Annotated in this window: 28 protein-coding genes and 3 pseudogenes; 8 read left to right on the forward strand and 23 right to left on the reverse strand. The window is 44.8% G+C overall.

Annotated features, from left to right (window positions below; all coding sequences use genetic code 11):
* The 7 genes and pseudogenes from AB4Z29_RS31240 to AB4Z29_RS31270 all read right to left on the reverse strand — a co-directional run.
* Nucleotides 1-644, reverse strand: a 644-nt coding sequence (locus AB4Z29_RS31240; RefSeq protein WP_441946791.1) for a MetQ/NlpA family ABC transporter substrate-binding protein, incomplete at its 3' end; no start/stop codon positions are given.
* A 53-nt stretch (nt 645-697) separates the two neighbouring features.
* A pseudogene (locus tag AB4Z29_RS31245) lies at nt 698-1,122 on the reverse strand (hypothetical protein).
* Nucleotides 1,119-2,120: a methionine ABC transporter ATP-binding protein gene (locus AB4Z29_RS31250; RefSeq protein WP_441946816.1), complete on the reverse strand. Its 1,002-nt coding sequence runs from the start codon at nt 2,118-2,120 to the stop codon at nt 1,119-1,121. Before AB4Z29_RS31250 ends, AB4Z29_RS31245 begins: the two are co-directional and overlap by 4 nt.
* Nucleotides 2,121-2,655: 535 nt before the next feature.
* Nucleotides 2,656-3,141 (reverse strand): thioredoxin-dependent thiol peroxidase, encoded by a 486-nt coding sequence (bcp, locus tag AB4Z29_RS31255; RefSeq protein ID WP_441946792.1) that lies wholly within the window; start codon nt 3,139-3,141, stop codon nt 2,656-2,658.
* 62 nt (nt 3,142-3,203) lie between these two features.
* A complete protein-coding gene (locus tag AB4Z29_RS31260; RefSeq protein ID WP_183565865.1) occupies nt 3,204-3,995 on the reverse strand; it encodes an ABC transporter permease in 792 nt (263 codons plus the stop codon).
* A gap of 5 nt (nt 3,996-4,000) precedes the next feature.
* On the reverse strand, nt 4,001-4,795 hold the full coding sequence (locus AB4Z29_RS31265; protein ID WP_441946793.1) for an ABC transporter permease: 795 nt from the start codon (nt 4,793-4,795) through the stop codon (nt 4,001-4,003).
* Nucleotides 4,796-4,797: 2 nt separating this feature from the next.
* Complete coding sequence (locus tag AB4Z29_RS31270) at nt 4,798-5,817, reverse strand: ABC transporter ATP-binding protein (protein WP_441946794.1); 1,020 nt, start codon at nt 5,815-5,817, stop codon at nt 4,798-4,800.
* Nucleotides 5,818-6,190: 373 nt separating this feature from the next.
* Here AB4Z29_RS31270 and AB4Z29_RS31275 point away from each other — a divergent pair, with 373 nt between their 5' ends.
* Together AB4Z29_RS31275 and AB4Z29_RS31280 are read left to right on the forward strand one after the other, a co-directional pair.
* Complete coding sequence (locus tag AB4Z29_RS31275; RefSeq protein ID WP_441946795.1) at nt 6,191-7,261, forward strand: LCP family protein; 1,071 nt, start codon at nt 6,191-6,193, stop codon at nt 7,259-7,261.
* Between the two features lie 87 nt (nt 7,262-7,348).
* On the forward strand, nt 7,349-8,671 hold the full coding sequence (locus AB4Z29_RS31280; protein ID WP_441946796.1) for a glutamate-1-semialdehyde 2,1-aminomutase: 1,323 nt from the start codon (nt 7,349-7,351) through the stop codon (nt 8,669-8,671).
* Between the two features lie 141 nt (nt 8,672-8,812).
* On the opposite strand, the gene AB4Z29_RS31285 is transcribed toward AB4Z29_RS31280, so the two are convergent.
* Nucleotides 8,813-9,154, reverse strand: coding sequence for a cupin domain-containing protein (locus AB4Z29_RS31285; protein WP_441946797.1), 342 nt, complete (start codon nt 9,152-9,154; stop codon nt 8,813-8,815).
* A 122-nt stretch (nt 9,155-9,276) separates the two neighbouring features.
* Here AB4Z29_RS31285 and AB4Z29_RS31290 point away from each other — a divergent pair, with 122 nt between their 5' ends.
* Nucleotides 9,277-9,681: a CBS domain-containing protein gene (locus tag AB4Z29_RS31290; protein ID WP_441946798.1), complete on the forward strand. Its 405-nt coding sequence runs from the start codon at nt 9,277-9,279 to the stop codon at nt 9,679-9,681.
* 171 nt (nt 9,682-9,852) lie between these two features.
* On the opposite strand, the gene AB4Z29_RS31295 is transcribed toward AB4Z29_RS31290, so the two are convergent.
* From AB4Z29_RS31295 to AB4Z29_RS31320, 6 genes are all read right to left on the reverse strand, one after another.
* Nucleotides 9,853-10,092: a hypothetical protein gene (locus AB4Z29_RS31295; RefSeq protein WP_441946799.1), complete on the reverse strand. Its 240-nt coding sequence runs from the start codon at nt 10,090-10,092 to the stop codon at nt 9,853-9,855.
* A gap of 127 nt (nt 10,093-10,219) precedes the next feature.
* Nucleotides 10,220-10,579 carry an MmcQ/YjbR family DNA-binding protein gene (locus tag AB4Z29_RS31300; protein WP_441946800.1) on the reverse strand — a complete coding sequence of 120 codons (360 nt, stop codon included), beginning with the start codon at nt 10,577-10,579 and terminating at the stop codon, nt 10,220-10,222.
* Between the two features lie 100 nt (nt 10,580-10,679).
* Complete coding sequence (locus tag AB4Z29_RS31305; protein WP_441946801.1) at nt 10,680-11,528, reverse strand: AraC family transcriptional regulator; 849 nt, start codon at nt 11,526-11,528, stop codon at nt 10,680-10,682.
* 113 nt (nt 11,529-11,641) lie between these two features.
* Nucleotides 11,642-12,382, reverse strand: coding sequence for a phytanoyl-CoA dioxygenase family protein (locus tag AB4Z29_RS31310; protein ID WP_441946802.1), 741 nt, complete (start codon nt 12,380-12,382; stop codon nt 11,642-11,644).
* A gap of 322 nt (nt 12,383-12,704) precedes the next feature.
* Nucleotides 12,705-13,133: an SRPBCC family protein gene (locus AB4Z29_RS31315; protein ID WP_441946803.1), complete on the reverse strand. Its 429-nt coding sequence runs from the start codon at nt 13,131-13,133 to the stop codon at nt 12,705-12,707.
* Between the two features lie 242 nt (nt 13,134-13,375).
* Nucleotides 13,376-14,248: a helix-turn-helix transcriptional regulator gene (locus AB4Z29_RS31320; protein ID WP_441946804.1), complete on the reverse strand. Its 873-nt coding sequence runs from the start codon at nt 14,246-14,248 to the stop codon at nt 13,376-13,378.
* A 118-nt stretch (nt 14,249-14,366) separates the two neighbouring features.
* Between AB4Z29_RS31320 and AB4Z29_RS31325 the strand changes: the two genes are divergently transcribed.
* On the forward strand, nt 14,367-15,209 hold the full coding sequence (locus AB4Z29_RS31325) for an NAD-dependent epimerase/dehydratase family protein (RefSeq protein ID WP_441946805.1): 843 nt from the start codon (nt 14,367-14,369) through the stop codon (nt 15,207-15,209).
* A gap of 714 nt (nt 15,210-15,923) precedes the next feature.
* Here the strand turns inward: AB4Z29_RS31325 and AB4Z29_RS31330 are convergent.
* On the reverse strand, nt 15,924-16,352 hold the full coding sequence (locus AB4Z29_RS31330; RefSeq protein ID WP_441946806.1) for a MarR family winged helix-turn-helix transcriptional regulator: 429 nt from the start codon (nt 16,350-16,352) through the stop codon (nt 15,924-15,926).
* 165 nt (nt 16,353-16,517) lie between these two features.
* On the opposite strand from AB4Z29_RS31330, the gene AB4Z29_RS31335 reads away from it, so the two are divergent.
* Both AB4Z29_RS31335 and AB4Z29_RS31340 read left to right on the forward strand, forming a co-directional pair.
* Nucleotides 16,518-17,828 carry an amidohydrolase family protein gene (locus AB4Z29_RS31335; protein WP_441946807.1) on the forward strand — a complete coding sequence of 437 codons (1,311 nt, stop codon included), beginning with the start codon at nt 16,518-16,520 and terminating at the stop codon, nt 17,826-17,828.
* Nucleotides 17,829-17,942: 114 nt separating this feature from the next.
* Nucleotides 17,943-18,182 carry a hypothetical protein gene (locus AB4Z29_RS31340; RefSeq protein ID WP_441946808.1) on the forward strand — a complete coding sequence of 80 codons (240 nt, stop codon included), beginning with the start codon at nt 17,943-17,945 and terminating at the stop codon, nt 18,180-18,182.
* 2 nt (nt 18,183-18,184) lie between these two features.
* Here AB4Z29_RS31340 and AB4Z29_RS31345 read toward each other — a convergent pair whose 3' ends face one another.
* Nucleotides 18,185-18,646 (reverse strand): hypothetical protein, encoded by a 462-nt coding sequence (locus AB4Z29_RS31345; protein WP_441946809.1) that lies wholly within the window; start codon nt 18,644-18,646, stop codon nt 18,185-18,187.
* A gap of 480 nt (nt 18,647-19,126) precedes the next feature.
* Between AB4Z29_RS31345 and AB4Z29_RS31350 the strand changes: the two genes are divergently transcribed.
* A complete protein-coding gene (locus tag AB4Z29_RS31350; protein WP_441946810.1) occupies nt 19,127-19,531 on the forward strand; it encodes a VOC family protein in 405 nt (134 codons plus the stop codon).
* A gap of 299 nt (nt 19,532-19,830) precedes the next feature.
* Here the strand turns inward: AB4Z29_RS31350 and AB4Z29_RS31355 are convergent, their stop codons facing one another.
* From AB4Z29_RS31355 to AB4Z29_RS31365, 3 genes and pseudogenes are all read right to left on the reverse strand, one after another.
* Complete coding sequence (locus tag AB4Z29_RS31355) at nt 19,831-20,400, reverse strand: maltose acetyltransferase domain-containing protein (RefSeq protein WP_441946811.1); 570 nt, start codon at nt 20,398-20,400, stop codon at nt 19,831-19,833.
* A gap of 42 nt (nt 20,401-20,442) precedes the next feature.
* A pseudogene (locus AB4Z29_RS31360) lies at nt 20,443-20,643 on the reverse strand (MFS transporter); the annotation flags it as partial.
* A 132-nt stretch (nt 20,644-20,775) separates the two neighbouring features.
* A complete protein-coding gene (locus tag AB4Z29_RS31365; RefSeq protein ID WP_441946812.1) occupies nt 20,776-21,807 on the reverse strand; it encodes an ROK family protein in 1,032 nt (343 codons plus the stop codon).
* 268 nt (nt 21,808-22,075) lie between these two features.
* On the opposite strand from AB4Z29_RS31365, the gene AB4Z29_RS31370 reads away from it, so the two are divergent.
* A complete protein-coding gene (locus tag AB4Z29_RS31370; protein ID WP_441946813.1) occupies nt 22,076-22,741 on the forward strand; it encodes an IS110 family transposase in 666 nt (221 codons plus the stop codon).
* A gap of 68 nt (nt 22,742-22,809) precedes the next feature.
* On the opposite strand, the gene AB4Z29_RS31375 is transcribed toward AB4Z29_RS31370, so the two are convergent.
* The 4 genes and pseudogenes from AB4Z29_RS31375 to AB4Z29_RS31390 all read right to left on the reverse strand — a co-directional run bounded on the left by AB4Z29_RS31375 (nt 22,810) and on the right by AB4Z29_RS31390 (nt 25,708).
* Entirely contained in the window at nt 22,810-23,244 is a 435-nt protein-coding gene (locus AB4Z29_RS31375; RefSeq protein ID WP_441946814.1) for a hypothetical protein, read from the reverse strand.
* A 625-nt stretch (nt 23,245-23,869) separates the two neighbouring features.
* Nucleotides 23,870-24,247: a hypothetical protein gene (locus AB4Z29_RS31380; protein WP_441946817.1), complete on the reverse strand. Its 378-nt coding sequence runs from the start codon at nt 24,245-24,247 to the stop codon at nt 23,870-23,872.
* Nucleotides 24,248-24,570: 323 nt separating this feature from the next.
* Nucleotides 24,571-25,130, reverse strand: a pseudogene (locus tag AB4Z29_RS31385) (NAD(P)H-dependent oxidoreductase).
* Nucleotides 25,131-25,234: 104 nt separating this feature from the next.
* On the reverse strand, nt 25,235-25,708 hold the full coding sequence (locus tag AB4Z29_RS31390) for a carboxymuconolactone decarboxylase family protein (protein WP_441946815.1): 474 nt from the start codon (nt 25,706-25,708) through the stop codon (nt 25,235-25,237).
* Between the last annotated feature and the right edge of the window lie 278 nt (nt 25,709-25,986).

The following is a 25,986-nucleotide window of genomic DNA, read 5'->3' on the forward strand; positions in this document are numbered from 1 at the left end:
GCAAGATCAACCTCATCAAGCACGCGCGGCAGATCAACCTCATCAAGCACGCGCGGCAAGGTTGCGGCTTCCACTTCTCTTATTTCAAGCTTCTTCGGATTATCCGTAATATCAGCAACCGTCCCGTTTACGCCTACGCCATCCTTCAGCTTGAGCAAGCCGTTATCCGCCATTAATGCAAGCGCACGTCCGCCATTGGACGGGTCGTTCGGAATAACAACCTGTGCGCCATCCTTGAGCTCCTCAATCTTTTGAATTTTTTTGGAGTAAGCGCCAAAAGGCTCGATATGCACACCGGCAACGTTGACAAGGTCATACCCTTTGTCTTTGTTGAACTGTTCTAAGTAAGGCGTATGCTGAAAAAAGTTGGCATCGATCTGTTTTTCATATAACTGCGTGTTTGGTTGCACGTAGTCATTGAATTCAATGATTTCAAGCTCAATGCCCTGTTCCTTGAGCATCGGCTTCACCAGCTCCAACAGCTCCGCATGCGGTACAGGAGAGGCTCCTACCTTCAGCTTTACCGTCTCAGGTGCTCCGGTTCCCGAGCCGTTTGCGTTGTTCTCCTCTGTTTTGTCCGCTCCGCAAGCCGTTAGCGCGAACATCAGCATCAGCGTCAATATCATATAGCTTGTCTTCTTCATGTTGATTCCTCCCATGTTGTTGGTTCATCTAGGTTGCGCGAATGTTATCCGCTTTATTTCCTGCTATAGCGTCTTACAAGCGCGTCTCCAATCGTCTGCAGCACCTGCACGAGCACGATAAGCAGCACGACGGTGACGAGCATGACATCGGTTTGAAACCGCTGGTAGCCGTAACGGAGCGCTAAGTCTCCTAGCCCGCCGCCGCCAATGACGCCTGACATCGCCGTATAGGAAACGAGCGTAACGGCTGTAATCGTAACCGCCGCGAGCAAGCTCGGACTCGACTCGCGCAGATGAAAGAGAGCGCGCCATAAACGACTGGCTGAGCAAGCAGCTGCCTTCGTGACGTTAAAAACAAGATAATGCCGAAGATCAGTCCGAAAATAATCGTAAATACGAGCGAGGCGAACAGCATATAGAGCGTATCCTTCGTCGCGTCCCAAATTTCCGGCAAGCGGAYATTCTCGAAGCTCATCATATGGCGTCTACCTCCAGTCCATCCTTGCGYARAACAGCGATGACCTGTTCGATATCCGCATCGTCACCAATCAGCTCYACGATGAGTTGACCATAAGGCGTCTGCTTCATACGGGATACCGTTCCTTGCAGWATCGCGAATTGCACGGACGTAGTCTTCACTGCATTGTATAGAATCGGTTCATACGTCAAGCTGCCGATGTAGGTCATTCGCAGCAAACGGCCCTTTCGGTGCTGCAGCAGCTSKCCGGCTGCGCTGTTCTCCGCTATCTGATCGACAAATTCACGAGTGACCGGATGCTCGGGCTTTAAGAAWACCTGCAGCACATCGCCGATCTCTACGATTTCACCTTGGTCAATGACAGCTACGCGATCGCATATTGCACGAATGACATTCATTTCATGTGTAATCAACAGGATCGTAATTCCGAGCTTGGCRTTGATATCGAGCAGCAGCGACAAAATAGAATTCGTCGTTTGGGGATCGAGCGCCGAAGTCGCCTCGTCGCATAGCAGCACATCCGGGTTGTTCGCAAGCGCTCTTGCGATACCCACGCGTTGCTTCTGCCCACCTGACAGCTGCGAAGGGTATTTGTCCGCATGTCCCTCCAATTGCACGAGCTTAAGCAGCTCATCGACCCGCTTATTCAGCTCTGCCTTCGATTGTTTTGCAAGGGCTAGCGGGAATGCGATGTTTTCTCTCACAGTCGACATGGACAACAGGTTAAAATGCTGAAAAATCATCCCGATGCGCCTGCGCTCCTGCTGCAGCTGCCTCTCCGTTAAACGCGTAAGCTCTACGTTTCCTACGTGAACCGAACCTGCCGTCGGCTTCTCCAGTAGATTGACGCAGCGCAGCAACGTGCTTTTGCCGGCACCGGAATGACCGATGATACCGAATATTTCACCTTTCTGCACCGTCAAACTTACATCCTTGACAGCTTCAACCTGAATACCGCCTGCACGGTACGATTTTTTTATGCCGTTAAGCTGTATCAGTCTCATAACCCCCTATCCATCAAGCAAAACCATATTGTATTAATGTGACAGCATCCCGTCAACGAATAAAATCTTCCAGTCGTCCTATTTCCGGCCAACACGCGGCATTTGCCATGCAAAGGATCTCTTTATTGTTACCAAAGCCCAATTTAATACTCGATTGCCAAGCGTAAACGGCTGAAGCTGTTCACTGGCGGCTAAGCTTACGTTTCGCGTAGAAATATAGAGAAAGTTGGCGAAATGATATACTTTCCTATATTTCAAGGTGAAACGGCTATTGCGGTCCTTTGGCGGCGAGGCGCGTTTCATTCCGGGAAATATAGAGAATGTAATGCCTAAGGATATACTTTCCTATATTTCAAGGTGAAACGCTCGACGGCGTCCTTTCAATAGACGCCCTCGTTTCGGAGAAACGCATAGAGAAAGGGTGAGCACACGCATTTCCTTTCCTAATCGTTGAATAAGCAGAAAGAAAAAAGCGTACCCAGCCATCAGCTGAATACGCTTTTCACTACTATGCTATGCTCATTCGACGTTAACCGCTGCCCGCTTTATAAAGCGCCTCAACCGCTTCAAGCACCTGCAGGGCATGCCCTTTGACTCTTATTTTACGCCATTCGCGGACCAGCCTGCCGTTCGCATCAATGAGGAACGTTGATCGTACGAGTCCCATATACTCCCTGCCGTACAGCTTTTTCAACTGCCATACGCCATAAAGCTCGCATACTGCATGCTCGGTGTCGGCCAGTAGCAGGAAGGGCAGCTCCTTCTTCGCAATAAAGTTTTGATGTGATTTGACCGTATCGATGCTGATTCCCATAATGACCGTATTGCGCTGCAGCATTTCTGCGTTTGCGTCGCGGAAGTCACAGGACTCCTGAATGCATGCCGTTGTCATATCCTTCGGATAGAAATAAAGGACGACGTTTTGGCCGCGGTAATCGCTTAATGAAACGTTCTCTCCATTTGACGCAGGCAATTCAAAATTCGGCGCCATCTCTCCTATTTGAAGCTCTGTCATTGCTAACCCTCCATAAAACGTTCATTTCCTTCCAACAACATTACCAGCAAGCATGTCTGCAATTAAGACCCTGCTCCGCGGTAGCGTTTCACGCCGTGATTCCAAAGAAAAAGACCAAGCGAGAAAACGATAATACCCATAACAGGCGTCAATAAAGCAAGCTGAGACAGGTCATCTGCTTTTTTCTCAAGGAAATAGGAGGCTGGAATAACGCCAACGAAGGCGAACGGCAGCAGCCATGTCAATACGAACCGGATCATTTTGTTATAGATATTTACCGGGTAACGCCCATAGTTCTGAATGTTGTACATAAGCGGAACGATTCCCGTCGGAGCATCCGAATAGAACGATATGGCGCTAAGCGCCGTATATAGTCCTGCATAGATAAGCACCGCTCCCAAGATGAGCAGCAGCATGACAAGCACGTCAAGCAATTGGAACGGAAGATCGAGCTGAAACCAGCAGAGCACCATTATAATCGCTCCAACGAAGGAGCCGATCAAGGACGGCGGATCAACGTTTTCGAGCAGTACCTGATACAGGCTATGCGCCGGCCTTGTAAGCACGCGGTCCATCTCCCCTTTGACGATATACCGCTCGCTGAAATTCCAAATGCTGAAGAACGTGCTGAACACGCCATACGGAATCATAAAGAATCCGTATACGAATACGACCTCTGCCTCCGACCAGCCTCCGAGTGAAGGCGTGTGCTGGAACACAATCAGAATAAAGATGAGATTCATCCCTTGAAACAATAAATCGGATAGTACTTCAATCCAGAAATCGGCCCGATAGGTCAACCGCGTTTTTGCGTAATTTTTAATATATTCCCAAAACAACGAAGCATATCTCATCTCTGTTACCCCCCTTGCACGAACAGCCGTCTGCGCGCAGCCCGCCATGTCAGCCAAATTGGAATCAGCAAACCTACGAACCAGAGCACTTGAATGCCGAATACATGCAGCACTTCGCTGCTAGGCGTTCTTCCCGTGAAGACGGAGCTGGGCAAATAAGTGATCGCTTGGAACGGCAGCCACTGCATAACGGCTGACAGCCAACCTGGGAAGAAGGCAATCGGCACGACAACGCCGGAGAACAGATCCACCATAACCCGCTTCATGCGCATCATGCCTTCATTGTTTTCCACAAAAAAGGCAAACAGCCCCGTTAAAATATTGATCTGCGAGTTAATGAGAAAGCTGAAGAAAAGCATGACCAAGTAGATAAGCCATGTCATGGGATCGGTCGGCAGCGATACAGGGAAGATTAGACATACGATAATCATACCCGGAATCATGAACAGCAGCATGCGGAATAAACCTTCGCCGAAGCCCTGCATCATTTTTACAAACAAATAGGAATAAGGTCTAATAAGCTGTACCGCTACGCTGCCGTCCCTGATTTCATTGGCAATCTCACGATCCAAATTATTGAAGTAAAAAGCCCGTGCCATCCAAGACACAGCCACATAGGTAGTCATCTGCGTAACCGTAAATCCGGCCAGCGACTCCTTGTCCCCATAGATCGCCTGCCATAGAAAGTAATAGGCGCCTATGTTAATGGCATAAATAATGATGCCGCTATAATAATTAACGCGGTAAGCCAGCATCATAATGAACCGAATCCGAATAAAATCAATATACGCGCTCATCATGATTACACCGTCTCCTTGGCGGTTGACGCTGAGCCGGAGGAGTAGATGCTTCGCACGATATCGTCTGTATTCGTTTCGATGATTTTAATGTCGCGAATTTCGACACCGCCAACGACACAGGCAAGGGCATCGGAAACGTTAACGGCGTGTGGAAGCCACATTTTGGCCGTAACCTCATTCTCCATCGACCATGTCACATCCAGCGATTCCGTCAGCTGCCGCAGCTTGGCGAGCTGCGTATGGCCTGCGAATTGAAACTGAATCTCGCGGCCTTTGCTCCAACGGTTTTTCAGATCGTCCAATCCGCCGTCATAAATGATGCGTCCATCATCCAGCATGATCACGCGTGAGCACAGCGCTTCAATATCCTGCAAATCGTGTGTCGTCAGTAGGATCGTCGTGCCCTGCTCCTTGTTCATTTGCATCAAGAAGTCGCGAATTTCCGTCTTTACGACAATATCCAGACCAATGGTCGGCTCATCGAGAAACAGAATCGACGGGTTATGAAGCAGCGATGCGACAAGCTCGCAGCGCATCCGCTGGCCGAGGCTTAGCTTCCGTACAGGTCGGTTAAGCAACTCGCCAAGCTGAAGCCTCTCCACCAGCTCATTCAGCCGCTTGCGGAAATCCGCTTCCGATACCCGATACACTTTGCGCAGCAGCTGGAAGGACTCAATCACGCCAATATCCCACCATAGCTGGGAACGCTGGCCGAATACGACACCGATGCCGTTAACGAACTTCTCGCGGTCCTTGAACGGCACATACCCGTTTACCTTAAGCTCGCCGGATGTCGGTACCAGAATGCCCGTAAGCATTTTGATCGTTGTCGACTTGCCTGCACCATTCTCTCCAATATAACCGCAAATTTCGCCTTGCGGAATTTGAAAAGAAATATCTTTAACCGCCGTGACCTCATTGTACTCGCGTTTGAACAAGTCCTTGAGCGCGCCGGATAAGCCTTCCCGATTTTTCTGAACGCTGAATTGCTTGCGCAAATCCTTCACATCAATGGCTAGCATGTGGATCTTATTGCCCCTCTCGCTTCGACATTTCCTAGGAAATACCGATCTTTATTTACCTAAAACGATAAAACTTGCTTCTGCATGTCGTTCAGCTTTATAATTTTATGATATGTAATCATACATTAGTTCACGCCTAGCGTAAACGGCTGAAGCTGCCCATTGCTCTTTAGCATTCGTTCGCTGATAAAATTTAAGCAATGATAAGCTTATGCTTATCCGTTCTTAATATTTCCGGCGTAACAAGCTCCGCTAACCTTATCACTTGGAAGCGGACCATTCGCTATGCCGTCTTAGCGCATGCTTACATTGAAATTTACCCACTATGGATTACAATGATTCCGCCCCATCTGAAAGGAGCACATTTAGCGAAATGTCTAACGAGACAAACGAAGTGCCTAAAGAAAAAAATAAAAGCAAGAAAAAGAAATGGAAATGGTTTTATATCAGCCTTTCCGTCATACTAGGCGCCGCCGCAGCGTTTATTATTTACTGGTCAGTAGGCGTATACGGCGCATTGGACGACTTTAGCGAACCAAAAGAAACAAAAGCACCTTTAGAGGAAGCAGAGGCTACGCCGGTTCCGATTCCGGAATGGGAAGGCAAGGAGCGCGTCAATATCTTGCTGCTAGGCGGTGACGCACGCGGAGTTGAGGAAGGCCAGGTGGCTCGCTCAGATTCCATATTAGTTGCTTCGTTTGATCCCGTTACCAAGAAAGCGCATCTCTTCTCTGTGCTCCGCGATACGTACGTGGATATAGAAGGTCACGGCAAAGGCCGCATTAATACTGCGCTGGCACTTGGAGAGTACCCGCTAGCCATGAAGACGGTCGGCGATCTTCTTGGACTGGAAATTCAATATTATGTTTATACCGACTTCGAAGGGTTTAAGCAATTGATAGATACGATCGGCGGCATCTACTTCGACGTTGAGAAAGATATGCATTACACCGACAACGCGGATGGCAACCGGTACGATATCGACCTCAAAAAAGGCTACCAGCTGCTTGACGGCGACAAAGCGCTGCAATACGTTCGTTTCCGTCATGATGCCATGAGCGACTTCACGCGCACCGAACGTCAAAGAAACTTCCTTCAAGCCGTATCGAAGGAGCTTCAGTCGACTTGGAACATCGTTCGCATGAAAAAAATTCTGGAGAGCGTTCAACCTTACGTCAGCATGAATATTAGCGTAATGGATATGCTGAAGCTCGGTCAGCTTGGCGTCAAAAGCCATGTTGCCAGCACAACGCAAATCCCGCCTATGGAGCTGATCGCAGAAGACCGCGTCGGCGGCGCTTCCGTTATTGGAATCAGCGACGAAGACGAGCTTCGCTCTTACGTGCAAATGACGCTGGAGCAAGACGATACCGTCCCTACTCCTACCGATTCTGCATCGCCTACGGATGAAGCGGCAGAAACGAATCAATCGCAATCGCAATAACCATACGTACACGCAACGGCGACAGCAGGTTGCGTGTATTTTGTTTCCGCAACGTTTATTTATTACTTACATTGGAGGCTGATTGCCATGAATACGAAACGACCAAATTCCAAGAAGCTTTATGAAGAAGCGCTGCAGCATATCGTCGGCGGCGTAAATAGTCCATCCCGATCATACAAAGCGGTAGGCGGCGGCGCTCCCGTATTTATGAAGCGCGGCGAAGGCGCCTACTTCTGGGATGTCGATGATAACCGTTATATTGATTATTTAGCAGCTTACGGACCGATTATTACCGGACATGCCCACCCGCACATTACGGAAGCAATCGTGCGCGCAGCACAGAATGGCATCCTGTACGGCACCCCGACCGAGCTCGAAATCAAGCTCGCGCGCATGCTGAAGGAAGCTATTCCTTCACTCGACAAGGTCCGCTTCGTCAATTCAGGCACGGAAGCGGTCATGACAACCATTCGCGTGGCACGCGCATATACGAAAAAATCCAAAATCATTAAATTCGCCGGCTGTTACCACGGACATTCCGATCTGGTCCTCGTCGCTGCCGGCTCCGGCCCGTCTACTCTTGGCATTCCTGACAGTGCTGGCGTCCCTTCCAGCATTGCTAGCGAGGTGATCACGGTGCCGTTTAATGACCTGCCCGCGCTAAAGGAAGCTCTAGAACGCTGGGGCGACGAGACAGCCGCAGTCATGGTTGAACCGATTGTCGGCAACTTCGGCATGGTCATGCCGCATGATGGCTTCCTAGAAGGTCTCTGCAAGCTGACGAGAGAGGCTGGAGCGCTCGTTATCTATGATGAGGTCATCAGCGCATTCCGTTTCCATTATGGCGCTGCGCAAACGTATGTCGCATTCCCCGACCACCAAGCTATCGAGCCGGACCTGACTGCATTAGGCAAAATCATTGGCGGAGGCTTGCCGATCGGCGCTTACGGCGGACGCCGCGAAATTATGGAGCAGGTCGCTCCGCTCGGTCCAGCTTATCAAGCTGGTACGATGGCAGGCAATCCCGCTTCCATCTCCGCTGGCATCGCCTGCCTCGAGCTGCTGCAGGAGCCTGGTATCTATGACCGAATGAACGCGCTCGCTACGAAGCTTGCAACAGGTCTACATGCAACAGCGAAGCAGTATGGCATTCCGCTTACAATCAATCAAATTCGCGGGTCATTCTCCGCCCATTTCTGCAATCATCCGATTACGAATTACGATGAAGCACAGGACACGGACGGCGAATTGTTCGGACAATTCTTCAAGCTGATGCTGGACCAAGGCATCAATCTCGCACCTTCCAAATACGAGGCTTGGTTCTTCACGACCGCGCATACGGAAGCCGATATCGATGAGACGATTGTCGCAATTCAGCAAGCATTTGCTCAATTAGCTTCGAATAGCTAAAAAGTAAGTTCAATCGCCCGCATACTATTAAGAGATTGATCATTCTCCTTGACTGATACAGCGGTAGCCGCTGACTTTTCGTTAACGTCATTAACTGCCGCTGTTTTTTATTGGACTAACGTCATCTGCTCGCTTAGAGCTTTAATCAACCAAGACTCTATCGCCCTTACTGTTGGGCTGAGAAATCACCAGAAATTCAACCTCATCGTTTGACTTATTGAACATTTGATGAGGAACCAGAGGAGCTATTTCTACTCCTTCTTGTTTACCTAGGATAACCTCTTTACCATCAATCTCGATGGTTGCAGAGCCTGATAGAACAAAGAAAAATTGGCGCGATTGTTGATGATAATGCTTTACTTCCGACGTGTTTGGCGGCATTCTCTCATGAATGATGCTTAAATCCTGATTTTTCGCCAAATGCCAACCATCGCAATGGTCACCCCAGATATAGTGTTCTGCATTATGTTTGCTTATTTTCATTTCAGCAGCTCTCCTCTTTTTAACTGTTGCCAATTCTGTGCTGTCCGGTTACGCATGCCCAGTCACTTCCACATGCGCCCCGCGAGAAAACATGTTTTAATATACCAAAGGAGCGTGATTCAATGGACATCCAATCGTTTCTACATCCCAAGGATGAGGTTTCCTACCTCATGATATCCTCTACTATGAAAGAAGCGCTAGATAAATTGGAGGCGAGCCACTATACGGCTATTCCAATCTTAGATGACAATGGCCTATATTTCGGTACGCTATCCGAGGGGGATTTGTTATGGAAGCTTAAAGCCACACATGGCCTCACCTTCGATAATATGCATGACATTCCCGTCGTCTCCATTAAGAAACGAATGAAAGTAGAATGCGTGGAAATCAATGCCGATTTGGACGATATGCTGGCGCTTGCGGCCGATCAGAACTTCGTTCCGGTCGTAGACGCTGATCGTGTTTTCCTCGGTATTATCCGGCGCAAAGATATCATCGAATACTATACCCGAAATATTGCTGATTAATCGATAGATTGGTCTTGGAAATCGAAAAGGCTGCCGTTCGCCGGCAGCCTTTCCTTTGTTCTTACTGCATATTGCGATGTCATTCTTCGTCCCCCACTCTTGCAAAGGCAGATCTCATTCCGTTCGTCCCACTTTTTTAGGGGTTAGTCTTTCGATTGCTTGAGATCCACGCTATTCGTTCTCACTCGATTCCGTCTTCTTAATGGTTGTGCCGAGTGATGTTAATCGATACAGACCGAGAACGACTGGATTAGCCTGCACCAAACCATCACGCAATAGGTCTTTGAGTAACCGGTTAACATCTAATGGATTCTCCGATGCTTGTGGTAGCTGCTCAGCAAGCTGTACCGGCGACTGCCATTCTGTCGTTAATGCCGATAATACTGATTGCTGCTGTAGAGTCAAGTTCATGCTTCTTCCTCCTTCATCTTGTTTACAATAAGCGAACCATTTAATGCTAATAGGGAACAGTGCTTTAAAGTTCCAATTCATTTTGGCATGAAACAGTCGTCCGTTAACTCAACGAACAAGAAAGATACTAGTTCATTTCTGATACAGCTTCTCGGCTACTCTTGGGAAGATTTTTGAACACCATATCGTAAGAGTGGTCAATCATCGCAAAGACATCCGACTCTGGTAAGGAACCATCCATTGTAATCGTATTCCAGTGCTTTTTATTCATATGATAGCCCGGTCGAACATTAGTATGTTGCTCTCTCAAATTGGCTGCTATTGCCGGGTCGCATTTTAGGTTTATGTAAGAATAGTCCCCTTTGTTCTCAAAAATAAGCGCGAACATTTTACCTGCAATTTTAATTACCAATGGATCAGACCCGAAGGGATAATCCTTGGTCGCTCCCTTTTTCTTCAAACAATATGCAATAATATCATTCATCAAATAAGTACCTCGCCTTCTTCGATAACACGAAATTCCTTATGGCTCATGTAATATGGTACAAAAAACCTTCTATACACTTAGAAAAGTGAATAGAAAGTTTTCATTTATTGCTTTTCCGATAATCGCGCGGCGCTAGTCCAAACATTCGTTTAAAAAACCTCTCGAAATTCGGCATCGTATTAAAGCCTGAGGCGTAGCAGATTTCCGTTATTGGCAACGATGTGCTGCATAGCAGCGCTCTTCCGAATTGCAGCCTTTTCTCTTGAAGATGTTCTTGGAATGAAGTTCCGGTCTGCTTCCGGAAGCATTCGCTGAAATAATTTGCCGAGAGTCCGACATGCTCTGCCACTTTATGGAGAGTAATCTGCTCACGAAAATGATGCTGAATGTAGATAACTGATTTCCTTATAGAAGGATGGACGGCGCGAACAGTAACGTTTTCCGTTGCCATATTTTTTTGACTCGTTATCCTAAATAGCTCAATCAGTATCCGCTCAAAGCTGCCTTGAACGATCATGTCGCTGCCTAGTTGCCAGAGCTGCGTTTCGTCCCAAATACGATCAAACTCGGCTTCGATCCTGCCAGCTTGTGCGCTTTCAAAAGTATAAGCGTAATGAGAAGCCTCTTCAAAGAGCATTTCGGCTAAAGCAGGACGAATAAATGAATCCTCAAATATAAAATCGTACAGACATATCGTTTCGCCTTGATCCGGTATAATCTCATGGAAATCGGCGGTTGTAAGGAGAAAAGCCATCCCTCTTTCCAAAGGAAATGACTCGCCGTTAAGAATATGGGTACCTCTGCCCGATACGATAAAGCCCATCTCGAAAAACTCATGCCAATGCGAATCAATTTTGTGCTCGATCACATGTTTATAAATACGGAAGGGGAACGACAACGATAAAAAGTTTTTGCTGCGCAGTCTCTCAGGTGTTTTATTGTTATCCATCTCCGTTCCCCTTTCATGCTTATGAAGGATAAACGTTGAACCACTCCGCACTATTCCCCATAATTCCCTTCAATTCCATAAAGTTCAAGACCAACTTCTTGTAGCTCCGATCATTATACATTTATGAATGGATTGCCTGCCAGATCCTTGCCTCTTGCAAGCCAAATTTTATGATTTTTGTTTTTCTCCTCATATACCTTGGCATCCGTCGAGAAATAACGCATCGTATATCCGCATCGACGAAACTCGCTCGTATTGGCAGCTGCCCCATGAATGATGCGGGAATCGTGCACCGAGCATTCGCCTGGCTCTAATTCGAAATAAACGGCTTTTTCATGATCTACTTTTTTTATTTCGGTACTAAAAATATTTTGGCTTCCATCAACCTCTTCATATTCAGAAAATCCATCTGTATGTGTCCCGGGAATAACGCGCATGCAGCCGTTTTGCTTCGTACTGCGGTCGATTGCCAGCCACACCGTTACGATTTTTTCAAAATTGCTAAGACGGCCGTTCCAATAAGAGGAATCCTCATGCCATGGTGTTTGCTTGCCGATCAGCGGCTCCTTGCATATGAAATGACTCGACCACAAGCCAATATTTGGTCCGATTAGCGGCTCAACCAAATCGAGCACTTCTTCGCTTAACAGAAATTTCAGCAGCCTCTCGTCACGGAAATGTGGTGTGTCCAGCTCGCTGTTCAGCTTTCTGCCAACTAGCTCCCATTGCTCTTCGAATATGTCCGACAGCTCTTTCATTTTCTCTTGACTGAATAGCTGTTTCTTATGAAGAGCATATCCATTTTGATTATAAAATTGAACTTCTTTCTCAGATAGTGTCGTGTACGCCATCATTATTCCCTCCAATTGATGTAATCTTTCGATGATTTCATCATAATGGGGGAGACATATTATTACTTCTCATTCTATCCGCAAAAGTATGCATATCTTCGGCACTATCTTTAAATTTCCAAGATCAGCAATCGCGAACTGCTCCATACTAGTTAAACTATCACTCCTCATTAGCGCAATACTTTTGTTATATGTTTCACCACGATTAATTGCCGTTTTCTTCATTTTTTTTGAATTGTATTTATTCTTGTCGTACTTGTTTTGATACTCGCTTGGTTTATTAGAAAGTTGCCTAAACCTAAAACAGTGTAAATAAATGCAGGTTCTAAAACTTCCGTTTATGATACGGAATACCTTCGCCTTCTTCGCAATACTGCTTAAGGCTGTACAAAAAAATAGCCCAGTTATAATTACATACGCGATAAAATGGGCTCACTTCCTTCCAATTCATCTGACGAAGAACGATAGAAGTTTTCCCGTTTTTTTCCTCCAGATCAAATGAAATAGTCGTGCCTATCCATTCAGGATCTGAATCCACGCAGTGCCACAAAATCTTTTTATCCGTAACAAGCTCATCAATCCGCATCTTTGTTAAGCCTTTACCCCCAAATCTGAACTCATTTATACACCCGATCTGATCATTGACTGTTAGTTCATTTGTCCATATTTCTGAAAGGCCCTTTGCAGTGGTTAATACTTCATATACCATTGAGGCTGGAACATTCACATTCTGTAAGTGCTCGATATTAGCCATATTGCTCATTCCCCTTCTTAATTAGAATTTAATTTATGTAATTAACCATTTGGAAATATATAAATATATTTTCAAATATTCTTAGATTATAACGCAGTACGGTAATATGATGTTTCTTATCGATTGCTCATTTTAAAAATAACGCATATGGAAAGTTATTACCTATATATCGTCGTTTGAAAAATGGCCCGAGTACAGCTTTAGCAACGAATCTTTTCTTTAACCGAATCTCAATCTTAGGGTTAATAGGGGCGTGCCATCTTGTTTCCAGACTGGTTCTCCGCGTTAGCTTTAACACCCAGCAAACCTTGCAAACGCGCAGCTGTATCGGTTGATGCGAGATAAATCATAATTTTTATCTCCGGATCGGTCGGCGGCTGTAGGGTCACATGCTCAAAAACCATCTCTCCAATACGCGAGTCGTTCCATCGCTTGTGACAGTCGGCGACAACCTGAACGTCATGTCGCGGCCAAACCTCCCGGAATACCTCGCTAATCTGCATAAATTCCTCAATGAGCAACTTAAATCTCAGATCATTAGTGAAGTATGCATAATCCGCCCGAAAGCGTGAAATCATGGCTTGTGCTTTGGCCTCCCAATCCTCATTGTTCGACTTAAGCGAGGAATCCATCAAAAACCGTCTCATCCAATTGGGTCTCTGCTGCATATTCTTTGAGTATGTCGGTAGTCGAAATACGATCTCTGAAGCTTGGTTCCACAGCAGCAAATCCCAATTTCTCCCCAAAATAAAAGCAGGATTCGGTTCAAGTGCCTCTATCGTCAGCTCTAAACCGACATTCAATTCATAATCTTCCACTTTTGCCTGTTTTACCGGACTAGCCAGAAGATGAAGATGGCTGCGTTCATCCTCATTCAATCTCAGCGCACTTGCTATGTTATTAAGTACATCCTCAGATGGGTTTACATTTCTGCCTTGTTCCAAAGAGGTATACCATGATACTCCGATATGAGCCAGTTGAGCCACTTCTTCCCTTCGAAGCCCAGGCGTCCGACGTCGTCCATAGGTTTGAACCCCAGCTTCCTCTGGTGTAAGACGTTTTCGACGCGAACGCAAAAATTCGCCTAACGAAATTCTGGACGGGATCAGTTCCATTGACCATTCCTCCTTATCCTGACACTGCCAATCATACGATAAAGACAGGAAGGAAGCCGATTTCACATTCTGTCATAATGCCAGTATAGCATCAGCAAAACAGAGGAGGAATTGGAAAATGAACATTTTTGTAACTGGAGCAACAGGTAAAATAGGAAGCCGCTTTGTTCCGCGTTTGCTGCAGCGAGGTCATCACGTCAAACTTTTAGTACGAAACGCTTCGAATGCGAGCTCGTTTCAACAGCAAGGAGCTGAAGTGATAGAAGGAGATCTTTTACATGCGGGCAATTGGGTTGATGCTCTTCGGGGTTCAGATGTCGTGGTGCACTTGGCTGCACAGTTCCGCGGAGTAGAAGAGAAAGTAGCCAGAATGTCAAACATCGATGCGACTATAGATTTAGCTCGCGCCGCCTTGAAGGCGGACGTTCCAAGATTCGTTTTTACGAGTACCAATTTAGTATACGGCTCCGGGAGTGAGTCAAAACCTAGCCAAGAAGATGACGAGTTGCGGCCTTTGTTGCCTTATTCTCAAACAAAAGCATCAGCTGAGAAAGAGCTGTTGCGGCTTTATAATGAGCATGGATTAGGATTACGCATGATTAGGCTTGCTTTTGTCTATGGTGAACGCGACCCTCATATCCCTGAATTTCTGCCGATGATGCGTACATGGAATCCCGCCAAACGATTTCATATGGTGCACCATGCAGATGTAAGCCAAGCACTGCTGCTTGCCGCCTCCATATCTGGAATTGATGGACGAATCTATAATGTTGCCGACGATGCCCCGATCTCCGTAAGAGAGTTGTTTCATCTTCATGGCAGCCAACCATCTACGGAATCCGAACAGCGGGAATTCAATCCTTGGGACATGATTGTGGACACAGCGCGCATACGGAGCGAATTAAATTATCGTCCGATCTTTCCTTCTTTCTATTCGGCAAGAGATGCGGGTACACTATGAATCAAATAAATGCATGTGGGAGCACCGATATATTGGGCTTCTCCGATAATACAACACCTAAGCGCTAAACCATCCGCTATCCATTTCACCGGTATCATTATAGTTTCACTTTTGTTTGTAATAGAAGTATCTCTCAATAGTTTGATCGATCTAAAGTCGTCTATTTCACGTTTCATCTAAATAGATATCGAGAGCTGCTATCGCTCAGATTAATAGCTTAATAATTAAATACAGTGTATATAATCCACGTAAAATGAAAAGTCCGTAAACAATTAAAAGGATTATGGGCCAAAACATTGGTAGCATTGTAGAAGAACTAACCCTATTCCACCACCAGTAAAACAAAAATTATGTGTGCCATGACTAATTATCTGGAACAGATAACTCTTTCCGTAAATACACCTTATATTACTTTAATTGGAACCATTCTACCCGTTAGCGTAATGACAAAGGCTGCCAAACGGCAGCCCTTGTGGTATTCAATTATCGTTCCCCGTAAGCGTAATGAAGGCTGCCGAATCCGTAGTTCGGCAGCCTTCAATTTTCTATTGGGCTATGGTGCCCCATAGCTTTATAAAGTTTTATAAACAATCGGTCACGGATCCGTTGGAGTTGGAGTATCAACCATATTAAATAACCATCAAAATAAAAGTAAAAAAATACAACAAGTTACTGTTACAAATGCTTCCATATTCTCATCGAAAATCCTCTTCTTTAAATACGTTCATTAATTCTGATCAGCAATTTCTTTAAAACTTGCTTCTCTTCGTCATCAAGGGCTTGAACGATTTCATCCTCCACTTTTTGGAAAGAGTCATTAAAACCTTCAATCAATTCAACCGCTTTTGGTAATACATATATATTTTTTTGCCGTTCATTATTAACCGGGATTTTACGCTCGATGAACCCTTTTTGCTCTAGAACTTGAAGCATGCTTGTAATGCTTGCCCCACGTAGATGAAACCGATCTGCAAGATCCTTTTGAATAATATGATTATTTTGGTTCTCATAAATATAATCGATTACTTTTCCTTGTTGAGAACTTAATCCTAGCTCTTTTATACTCTCATCCGCTCTTTTCTTTAACTTAAGACCGATGATTTGAAACAAATCCATATAAGTCGTATCTTTTCGGGAATGCATGATCTTTCATCGTCCCCTCTGTAATTGTTAGGAATCTAATTGTAAGTAGCTAAAATATACAGTGATCCTATTGGCTTGTCAAACAAAACTTAGTTTGTTGACAGTTAGATATCTAACAGTTATACTCCGATGTATTGAGTCACAAACACATTGGGAGGAATTAAAATGGAGAAAGTAAATCTAAATGCTGCGTTAGAACAAATTACGGCGATCACAAATGTACGAATCTTTGATGGATATCAAATTATTGCTCCCAGACATATAGTCATTAAAGGGGAGTCCATTATTTCAGTGGGCGGAGACATTCCAGCCGATGCAACGATTATCGATGGAGAAAATGCGACACTACTACCTGGTCTGATTGATGCACATGTCCATACCTCAATTGGCGGATTACGAGATGCCCTAAAATTCGGCGTTACAACAGAACTCGAAATGAACGGCGATTTTACTAAAAGAGGGCGCGAAATTCAGCTGAAAAATGCGGATGACATCGCGGATGTCCGTTCTGCTGGTACAGCGATTACCGCTCCTGGTGGACACCCAGATGAATTGCTGCCTGATGGAGATGAAATACCGGAATTCGTATTAAAGGAACTAGAGAAGTTATCGGAGGAAGACAGGGAAGCAATGTTGGCCGCATACGCTCACGATCATGAAGAAATACCGCAAGTGACGACGGTTGAAGAAGCAATCAAACATGTGCATACCCAAGTAGAGAATGGAGCCGACTATATTAAAATCATGATCGAAGAAGGAACGGTCATGGGCGCACCTGGCTTGCCTGTTCTAAGCGATGAGATTCTAAAAACAGCCGTTTCTGAAGCCCACAAGTTGGATAAGTTGGTCATCGCCCACGTCTTGACGGCTCTTTCATCGAAAGCAGCCATCGATTTTGGTGTCGACGGTTTGGGTCACTTGTTTATCGATAGACCCGAGCGCACGTCCGAATTAGTTGCATCCATAGCAAATTCTGGAGCTTTTGTCACACCGTGTTTGGTGTTAAATTCATCGATTATTGGAAATCCAGCATCGGAATTGGCGAATGATCCGCGGGTTCATTCCAAATTAAGTCCGGATTGGATTGATATTTTGAACTCTAGCTTCAATACGTTCCCACAAGGCAATATGGAAAACAGTTTTAAGAATGTGATGGATCTTCATCGTGCCGGAGTTGATATTCTTGTAGGGACGGATGTCGCGCCGGTTCCCGTTCCGAACCTCGGTGGCCTTGCTCATGGGGCCAGTGTCCACCACGAAATGCAATTGCTGGTGCAGGCCGGGTTCACTCCGATCGAAGCACTTCAGTCGGCTACAACCAAACCAGCCCGTTGCTTTGGTCTTCATGATCGCGGCCGGATTACCGAAGGTGCGCGTGCTGATCTTATTCTGATAAACGGTGATCCGACCGCTAATATATCGGATACCTTGTCAATCAAATCCGTGTGGTTCAATGGTTCGCAGCAACAAGGTTAGAACCAGATTATGCCCTTGCTGACCGAAAATAACCAACAAGAGGGACTGCGGATTACAGTCCCTCTTCGACTTTAATCTATTATTCAACTAACGCACCATCGCAGGGTAGACATTGTGTTTCCAGAACTTCGGCATGTCTTCAAAATCCTTACCTGCACCAGTGCCATTGCCATTGCCATTGCCATTTCCACATTAAGGTCGTTTCCATTCCCGAAGGAAATTAGTCGCTTAACGACGAGCAGCGGAAATCTGTACATAACCACCTATTTTATGAAGAAGAAAAGGGATCCACCGCAGCTGCGCTTAGTTACAGGAAGAAACAGCTGCCGCGGCAGCACACTGCTCGTTAGCTAATGTCAGGCTTCATTAACATTAACAATTAATGTTCCGTGTAGCTTTTCACCAACAAAAGCATTAAGTTTCCATAGTCCTTTCGTTGGCAGACTGAATCCTGAAGGCGATGCAGCAGTTGCCCCCCAATTCTCTCCACCTAAAATGCTTTCAACTATAGTTAGCTCCTCACCCGTTTCACTTGTGGCAATTACTTTTAATGGCTTATTCACAATCTCATCCTTGTTTCCCCATAATAGCCACATATATTTTTGTGTTTGCCCCGCAACAAATGGATTATTACTTATTGCAATTCGCCCTTCATCCCCGAGCCAGTCAGCTTTGATCTGTTTTCCCTCATCATTCGTTGTTGTTAACTCGACCGTTCCCGTTTCCTTCCATTCCTTTGATATGACCGATTCATCGTTGCTACAGCCAGATATGAGAGTGATGACAGCAAACACAAGTACTGTAAATATCCTAAACAACCTATACACCTCCAATTCAATTCATATGGTTTATTTTACCACTAAACGGAAGTTATTGATCGTTATACATTACTGCTCACTATATGGGAGAATGGCTGCCACGCGGCAACCATAGGCATTACGCATTTCGCTATCGTTCCAGTTCCCTTAATCAATAGGCTTTAATTTTCAACCCTTAGCAGCCTCATACTGTTCAATATGACAATCAATGCTGCACCCGTATTACTAATCAATACAATCCATAATGTGAGCAGTTCTGGAAAGAAAAGAATCAAGACATATCGTGTTGACGCATTCCGAAATCGATTTCGGGAGGAAGCCAAAAAAACTTTAAAACACTACTGACATACTGTTGTCAGTAGCGTTTTTTTATAATCGGAGTAAGTAACCGTAAAAGAGTGGGAGATGAATACGAAGTATTTTGACCCAAAATGATATGTTACGATATTGTATCATTTATTATAGGAAGGATGGTATCTCGTGAATTTTGCTTCTGTACGCATCATTACCGACGATGTGGATCGTCTCGTCGAGTTCTATGAGAAAGTCATGGGTGTTTCGGCGGAACGCCCCGCGCCCGTCTTTGCAGAGCTTGTTGTGCCATCGTGCACCTTGGCGATCGGCCACTCCCAGACGGTGCAACTGTTCGGCGCTGGTTCCGCAGTGGCGGCCGACAATCATACTGTCATCATCGAGTTCCTCGTTCACGATGTCGATGCCGAATACGAGCGCTTGAAGCCGTTTGTCGACGAGTGGGTAAAGGAACCAACCACGATGCCGTGGGGGAACCGTGCTGTACTGTTTCGCGATCCCGACGGCAACCTGGTTAACCTCTTCACGCCGGTGACCGAGGAAGCGATCAAACGGTTCAGCGGTAGGCGTTGACGGACAGTTGAAGGAAGTGAGGCGAATTTCGTAGTTAGTAATTTTACTGACCGCTTCATAGAAAGAGATCATAACAACGAGTTATGGTCTCTTCATTTTATCTATGTTCTTCATTATTTATTGAGAAATGGTTCTATTTCGCGACCCTCTTTGTTTAAAATAAAGTTTGTTATATCCTACCGCATATCTCCAAATAATATTTCTTTTAATCTCAAATAGCCTTACCAGACGGTATTGAAATCACGGCAGCCCTTCTGGCATTCAACTATCGTTACCCGTTCAAACCTTGTTATTATTGTCTAGTCATTGTCAATCTGTTTGATGACCTTAGCAGGGCTACCACCTACGACCACATTATCAGGGACATCCTTCGTTACAACGGCCCCAGAAGCAATTACCGCATTATTGCCTATCTTTACGCCTGGGTTAATGACCGCCCGCCCCCCAATCCATACGTTGTGGCCAATCGTGACCGGCTTACCGAATTCCGCTCCGGATATTCTATCCTTAGCCTCTAATGGATGCGTCGCGGTATAGATATGTACACCGGGAGCTAGGAAGCAGTTGTCCCCTATACGAATTTCACACACATCGAGAAACACACAATCAAAGTTCGCATAGAAGTTCTCACCGACATGGATGTTATAGCCGTAATCACAGCGGAATGTCGGCTCTGCGTAATAATTGTTCCCCGTTGAGCCGAACAACTCCCGTAGAAGTTCTTTTCTTAGTCCATCATCTGTCTCAAGCGACTGATTGAATAACCTTGTTAATCGGCGTGCGTTCAAACGATCCTTTACTAACTCTGGATCGCCTCCCTGGTAAAGCTCGCCACTCAACATCTTTTCTTTTTCAGTTTTTGTTTGCATAAAGAAACTCCTTTCGTAGCTTAATAGAGAATTTATTTATATCTACATACCTTTAGACTTCGCTTGATTGCTCAAAATGTGGTTTACTTTCTCTGCACTCAACATCATAAAAACAATGAAAGCAAGCATAGCAAACGGGAATAAAGCTATGCTCGTCTGTGTAGCGATTACTCCGAAAAGCGGAGGAAGAAATGTAGTTCCCGTATATGCGACTGCCATCTGATAACCCATCAGGCTTGCGGAAGGTTGTGACCTGGAGTTAACCCCTTGAAGCAGCTTACATGAGAGACCCCTGAAGCTGAGAACACCCCGGCTGGCAAAAAACAAAACCAGATTTTCCGTACTATTCTGGGTTTCTGATTTGTTCAATTAGCTTCATCTCCGTTTTTCCACCAGCTGCAGCGAATAGGCCAGGCTCTCCTGTGTCATTGCAATTAATCCGTACATATAGTCCTCATCCGGGTACTCCAATAGCATAAGCTGCGGCATATGCATTTCCGGAATATTCTTCAGACACTCCTGACGGATCAGATCTACATCAGTAGGCTGTATCAGGCTCCCCGTCAAAGCAATTGACTCCGGATTCATGATTGCAATCAGACTGGATACTGCACGGGCAGCTAGAGAATGAAAAGTGTTCCGATCGTGTAGCTGTCGGAACTGCTCTTCATGGGAAATACCAAACGGTAAAAAGGCGATCTCCCCTGCAAACCGGGTACTGCCCCTGTGAATATGCCCGTCTACCATAATACCTGCTCCCGGTAGGCTACCCTCGATAAATGTCGCAACGGCGATGGTCTTCTCTTTATCATAATCCTGCTTCTGATAGAAGCCGTACACGGTCAAGTTCATGTCATTCTCCAGAATAACCTCGATCCCATACTTTTCACGAATAGGCGCCTCTAGCTGGACATTTACCAGTTCGGGAATATCACTTCCATTAATAGCCCCCTGATTCACGGAACCCGGCACGCCAATCCCGACAGCACGGATTTGCGGATATTGAAAGATGAGCCTATCAATCAATTGATCGATAGTTGCAGCATCCATCCGTGTATTTTCCTCGTATCCTTGCTCCACTGCCTCCCCATCTAGATTGGCTACCGTGAATTCCATGGAACGCGCGTTTATTCCTGTTTTGATAATAATGCAGGCAATATAAGAAAAGTTCATATTATACTGATACACTTTTGCAGGACGGCCACCGTTAGATCCCTCGACATCCAATTCCATCAACTCACCAGTGGCTAACATATCATTCAGAATACTGCCGCAAGTAGCTACACTTAAGCCTGTGGTCTGTGCAACTGAAGATTTCTTGGCCTGTTTCAATGTTTTGAGCGTCTGCCGAACCAGCTCCTGGTTCATTTTCTTGACGCGCATTGTATTGTTTATAATTGGATCCACTAAAGAGGTTTCACCTCGATCATATTTTTAAAATACTTTTAATAAGTGTCATCTTAAATGATTTTGTTCTATATGTCTATCCTTTATTCCATAAAGTTCGTTATATTAACAAATTCACTCATCGGCAACTTAAGCTGCTACCACGCTAATCTGCCCGTTAACATTCCTGTAGGTGTTAGTAGATTCAATTTGCAGAAAAACAAACGCCTCGCTAGGATGAGTATGTACTGGGTTGCAGCCCTCAGAACTCACCTTAGGAGGCGTTCATATGAAGTCTAGACTAACGAAAGCTCAGAATCAACGTGTAGAACGTGTTTCCACTTCTACGCTAGTCATTGGCATCGACATTGCCAAGGAGAAACATGCTGCTCAAGCGATTAACTTTCGAGGTATTGTCCTCACCAATCGTCCCATTATGTTTTCGAACGACCATGCAGGCTTTGAGCATTTAATAAGCAGTATTCATAAACTACAGAACAGGCACAATTTGAATGACGTCATTGTGGGAATGGAGAGTACCGGTCACTACTGGTTTAATCTCGCTCATTGGTTGATGAAACAAGGGATTTCTGTTGTTCTTGTTAATCCAATGACGACCAAGCGCAATAAGGAAAACAGAGACAACTCTCCGTCAAAGAATGATCCAAAGGACGCTTTGGTCATTGCCGATGCAGTGAGTCGCGGATTCTACACGCTTTTCTCTCCAAAGGAGGAAGACTTCCGCCGCTTACGGGTTATTGTCACAAACAGAGAGCATTGGGTGGTTAAATCTGGGCGGATTAAGAACAGAATCCACCGCTGGCTGGACATCCGTTTTCCAGAATACAGGCAAGCGTTCGAAGATATTTTTAGTCCTCGTTCATTAGCCACTTTGCGTTGTTTCCCAGCCCCATCTGATGTATTACAGATCAAGCGAATTCGCGAGTATTCGTGAGAAAAACCTTATTCTCCGAGGGAGCTTAATCAAGGATAACTGTTAATATGACTTCGAAAACCATTCAGTCATTCTCTAAAATATGTTTCATCAGTAATTTGGATTAGTTTATCCGTCGCTTCTTTACTTGCAGGATCAGTTACCAGCATCATAAATACATCTCTTAATTCATCTGCTCTAGATAGAACTTTTTCTTTAGATTTATCCTCTCTCAAAGAAATATATAGGTTATACAAACTAATATCCAAGTTATCATTCTGATCCTCATAAGAAGTTAATTCAGAAATAGAGGCCACATTGGAAACACTTGATAAGACGGATCGATACGTATAGTCATTCATCATCATGCTAAAACTGCCGAGAACGTTGCTTAGTTCATGCTTAAATTTTGTATCAATTGAGTCTTGTAAGTTCTGTGCCTTGGTACTCTCTTCAACATAGTTGTATCCCATGATTATGAAGCCAAGAATAAGAAGCGAGATAAGGAAAGCCCATTTCTTCAACCTGCAACACCTCTTTAATGATCTTACTCCATCTGCAGCCATCCCCAATCTTTTCAGAACAATGGGGTATCCTGTCCTGGTTCCCTAACGGCAATGTAATAGCCACCTCTATACTAACACATATTGGAAGTAACCTGCCCGTTAGCTCAACGAGGCTACCGATTTATTCCGGCAGCCTCGTCCTGGTGTTTATGAAGCTATAGTTCCCAGTTAGCTTAATCACCTGTAATTCTTAAGCCCACATATGAGGGAGTAATAACCTAAAGTATTTGATAAATGTGTTTGGATCTTCAATTGCTAATAAACCTTCAAAAAGTGGTTTTTTACTCATATCGTTCTTAACAAAAAAACTTAAGAACTCTTTCGTATCTCTAATAACGTCGTTATTTTGAATCCCTGTCAGGTTAACTGAATCCTTTAATTTTCGATCTATATCCTGAAGTATTTCTTCATCTTTTCTATGATCGAGTAAAATGCCCCAAGAGGTTGCTAATTCAGTCCAGTCCAGTCCAGTCCAGTCCCGTCCTTTAAAATCCAGCTGTTTCCTCCTCTTAGTGAACTATCGTTCTTCGTTAGTTGAACAACTTACTGCCCCGAAACACCCAGCACATAATCGAACGGATACTCAAAATCCATCATCAGATTGATTATTGTTAAGTTCTCGCAACCAAATTTCAATAGTATCTCTAATTTCAAATCTGTCTTTAGACCGCTTGGTTTTTAATTCAATCCAGTACTTATCTACATCTACATGCACCAGTACTAATTTGTACTCCCCATTTAAACTACTATCTGGGTACCAACCTAAATCTATTATATATGTATTACTTTCTGGAATAACATGTCTTCCATCTACATTTTCAAGTTTGCTTATTTGCATAATATCTTCTGTGAAGTAATACCAGTTGCTTAAAAAATCATCTTCTTCTTCGGCGAGAATTGGATCAACATTATGAAATTTATTATAAGAAATCGCATAACCAGCTGGAATTTTTATTCGCATTAGACTCACGATGTTATCACTCCTAATTCATTTGTTTGAAGTGTTCGATAAAAGTCTAAGCAATCCTGCCCGTTCGTATTATGAGGTCACCAGATATTACTGGTAGACCTCATAATACGAAAAGATCAGAATAGTGCTAACTAATGAACAAACAGCCGAATATACTAATCGGCTGTTTGTATTTGTTACAGCTGGCAAGGGCTGTAGATTGCTAAAACGAGATTACTCATTAACTCTCAGTAATGTTATCATCTCTCCTAATGACCACTCCTTTAATTTCACATAGTTCCTCTATACCCTTACGGTATATTAATATTCTTATCTTACGAAGTCTTTTCTATTATCGCAGGCTCTTGCTCGGGTTTCACGGTCATACCCTCAACAAAAATCTCCTCAAAGTTAGGAACTCCAACGAATTCCATAATGACCTTCAGGTGGCGGTGACCCATTTCTAAGTCTGCATCATCCGAGCCTGGTGACAAGAAGTTTCCGCTAGCTTGTATATGAACGGCTTTTTTATCACTCAACAAGCCAACCCGGCTGATATCCGGTAAATATTTGAAAGTCTTACGTTCCAAATCAGAGTAACAAATACGTATTTGTCTGAGGCATCAAATTGGTCAACCAACTCACCGATACGGCTTAGTTTCATTTTCTCCGGTTCGGTTAGCTTTTCAAATGCAGTACCCGCTTTCAGCTTTCCCCAACCGCTAAAAACATCTTTATCAAGTTGCTGTATATCCATTTTATTCTGATCAAGATGGACCACTTCATCATACGGATTTGCAGATCGATAAGCCTGTACAAACTCTTTACCTACTAACTTGCTGTATGATTTTTTATCATCGTGTGGATTTGCCGTAATATATAACACTGTTGCCATAATGGAACTACCTACTTTCACTCTTTTTTGAAAAGCAATGATATAGGAGGAGGGGGATATCTGCTTCTAATCCCCTCCATTACCAGCCGCACTATTAGTTACAATTATTTGCCCGCAGAAACTGCTACGATCTGTCTTGTCGAGACGTTAAATCGATTCCAGAGGTTGACCGTGGCGATCCCAGTGATCAGGGTGGCCAGTGCCACCACATCGAAGTGTCGGGTTGCCTCGTTAAAGATCTCATCTGGCACTGGGTCTTCTCGGTCACTGAGTCGGGTAACAGCTTCACTAAGCGCAAGGGCAGCACACTCGGCGTCATTGAAGTATTTCGTATCACGCCATGCCGACACGAGCAGTAGACGTTCTATAGATTCGCCTGCAGCTAAGGCATTGCGCGAATGAAGTTCGACGCATACACTGTCCCCATTGATTTGGCTGGCCCGAAGATACGCAAGGAAGAGCGTACTGCTCGGAATACCTGTTTTCTCTGCGGATGCAAACAGGGCTTTGCCCAGGGCTTGTAAGGCTTGGGACGCAGCGGGTACGATCATAACAGGACTATCCATTCTTGATTTCATGTGAAGCACTCCTTTAAATTTGATTAGAACCGATTTTGGCTCTTTACTATGCTGACGGATAGACCCTCGGGATATGTGACAACATTTTCTTGAGAAAAGAAAAAAACAATAAATGTTCGGCGTTTTGTTACATTGTTCGGATTGCATTCGTCAGTAGGAACTGACCCCAAACCGTGAGACAAAATAAAACACCTTTAAGTTGAAGATGCGACTATTGTAAAATAATCGTACAACTTGGAGGTGTTTTTGCTTGGGAACAAGAGTGAGTTACCCCGTAG

It is taken from the genome of Paenibacillus sp. 2TAB23, assembly GCF_052115165.1.
Lineage (GTDB): Bacteria > Bacillota > Bacilli > Paenibacillales > Paenibacillaceae > Pristimantibacillus.

Bases quoted from the DNA above. Each gene is read 5' to 3' on its own strand.
- bcp (WP_441946792.1), bottom strand. From the start codon at position 3,141: ATGACAGAGCTTCAAATAGGAGAGATGGCGCCGAATTTTGAATTGCCT.
- AB4Z29_RS31260 (WP_183565865.1), bottom strand. From the start codon at position 3,995: ATGAGATATGCTTCGTTGTTTTGGGAATATATTAAAAATTACGCAAAA.
- AB4Z29_RS31265 (WP_441946793.1), bottom strand. From the start codon at position 4,795: ATGATGAGCGCGTATATTGATTTTATTCGGATTCGGTTCATTATGATG.
- AB4Z29_RS31270 (WP_441946794.1), bottom strand. From the start codon at position 5,817: ATGCTAGCCATTGATGTGAAGGATTTGCGCAAGCAATTCAGCGTTCAG.
- AB4Z29_RS31275 (WP_441946795.1), top strand. From the start codon at position 6,191: ATGTCTAACGAGACAAACGAAGTGCCTAAAGAAAAAAATAAAAGCAAG.
- AB4Z29_RS31280 (WP_441946796.1), top strand. From the start codon at position 7,349: ATGAATACGAAACGACCAAATTCCAAGAAGCTTTATGAAGAAGCGCTG.
- AB4Z29_RS31285 (WP_441946797.1), bottom strand. From the start codon at position 9,154: ATGAAAATAAGCAAACATAATGCAGAACACTATATCTGGGGTGACCAT.
- AB4Z29_RS31290 (WP_441946798.1), top strand. From the start codon at position 9,277: ATGGACATCCAATCGTTTCTACATCCCAAGGATGAGGTTTCCTACCTC.
- AB4Z29_RS31295 (WP_441946799.1), bottom strand. From the start codon at position 10,092: ATGAACTTGACTCTACAGCAGCAATCAGTATTATCGGCATTAACGACA.
- AB4Z29_RS31305 (WP_441946801.1), bottom strand. From the start codon at position 11,528: ATGGATAACAATAAAACACCTGAGAGACTGCGCAGCAAAAACTTTTTA.
- AB4Z29_RS31310 (WP_441946802.1), bottom strand. From the start codon at position 12,382: ATGATGGCGTACACGACACTATCTGAGAAAGAAGTTCAATTTTATAAT.
- AB4Z29_RS31315 (WP_441946803.1), bottom strand. From the start codon at position 13,133: ATGGCTAATATCGAGCACTTACAGAATGTGAATGTTCCAGCCTCAATG.
- AB4Z29_RS31320 (WP_441946804.1), bottom strand. From the start codon at position 14,248: ATGGAACTGATCCCGTCCAGAATTTCGTTAGGCGAATTTTTGCGTTCG.
- AB4Z29_RS31325 (WP_441946805.1), top strand. From the start codon at position 14,367: ATGAACATTTTTGTAACTGGAGCAACAGGTAAAATAGGAAGCCGCTTT.
- AB4Z29_RS31330 (WP_441946806.1), bottom strand. From the start codon at position 16,352: ATGCATTCCCGAAAAGATACGACTTATATGGATTTGTTTCAAATCATC.
- AB4Z29_RS31335 (WP_441946807.1), top strand. From the start codon at position 16,518: ATGGAGAAAGTAAATCTAAATGCTGCGTTAGAACAAATTACGGCGATC.
- AB4Z29_RS31355 (WP_441946811.1), bottom strand. From the start codon at position 20,400: ATGCAAACAAAAACTGAAAAAGAAAAGATGTTGAGTGGCGAGCTTTAC.
- AB4Z29_RS31370 (WP_441946813.1), top strand. From the start codon at position 22,076: ATGAAGTCTAGACTAACGAAAGCTCAGAATCAACGTGTAGAACGTGTT.
- AB4Z29_RS31380 (WP_441946817.1), bottom strand. From the start codon at position 24,247: ATGCGAATAAAAATTCCAGCTGGTTATGCGATTTCTTATAATAAATTT.
- AB4Z29_RS31390 (WP_441946815.1), bottom strand. From the start codon at position 25,708: ATGAAATCAAGAATGGATAGTCCTGTTATGATCGTACCCGCTGCGTCC.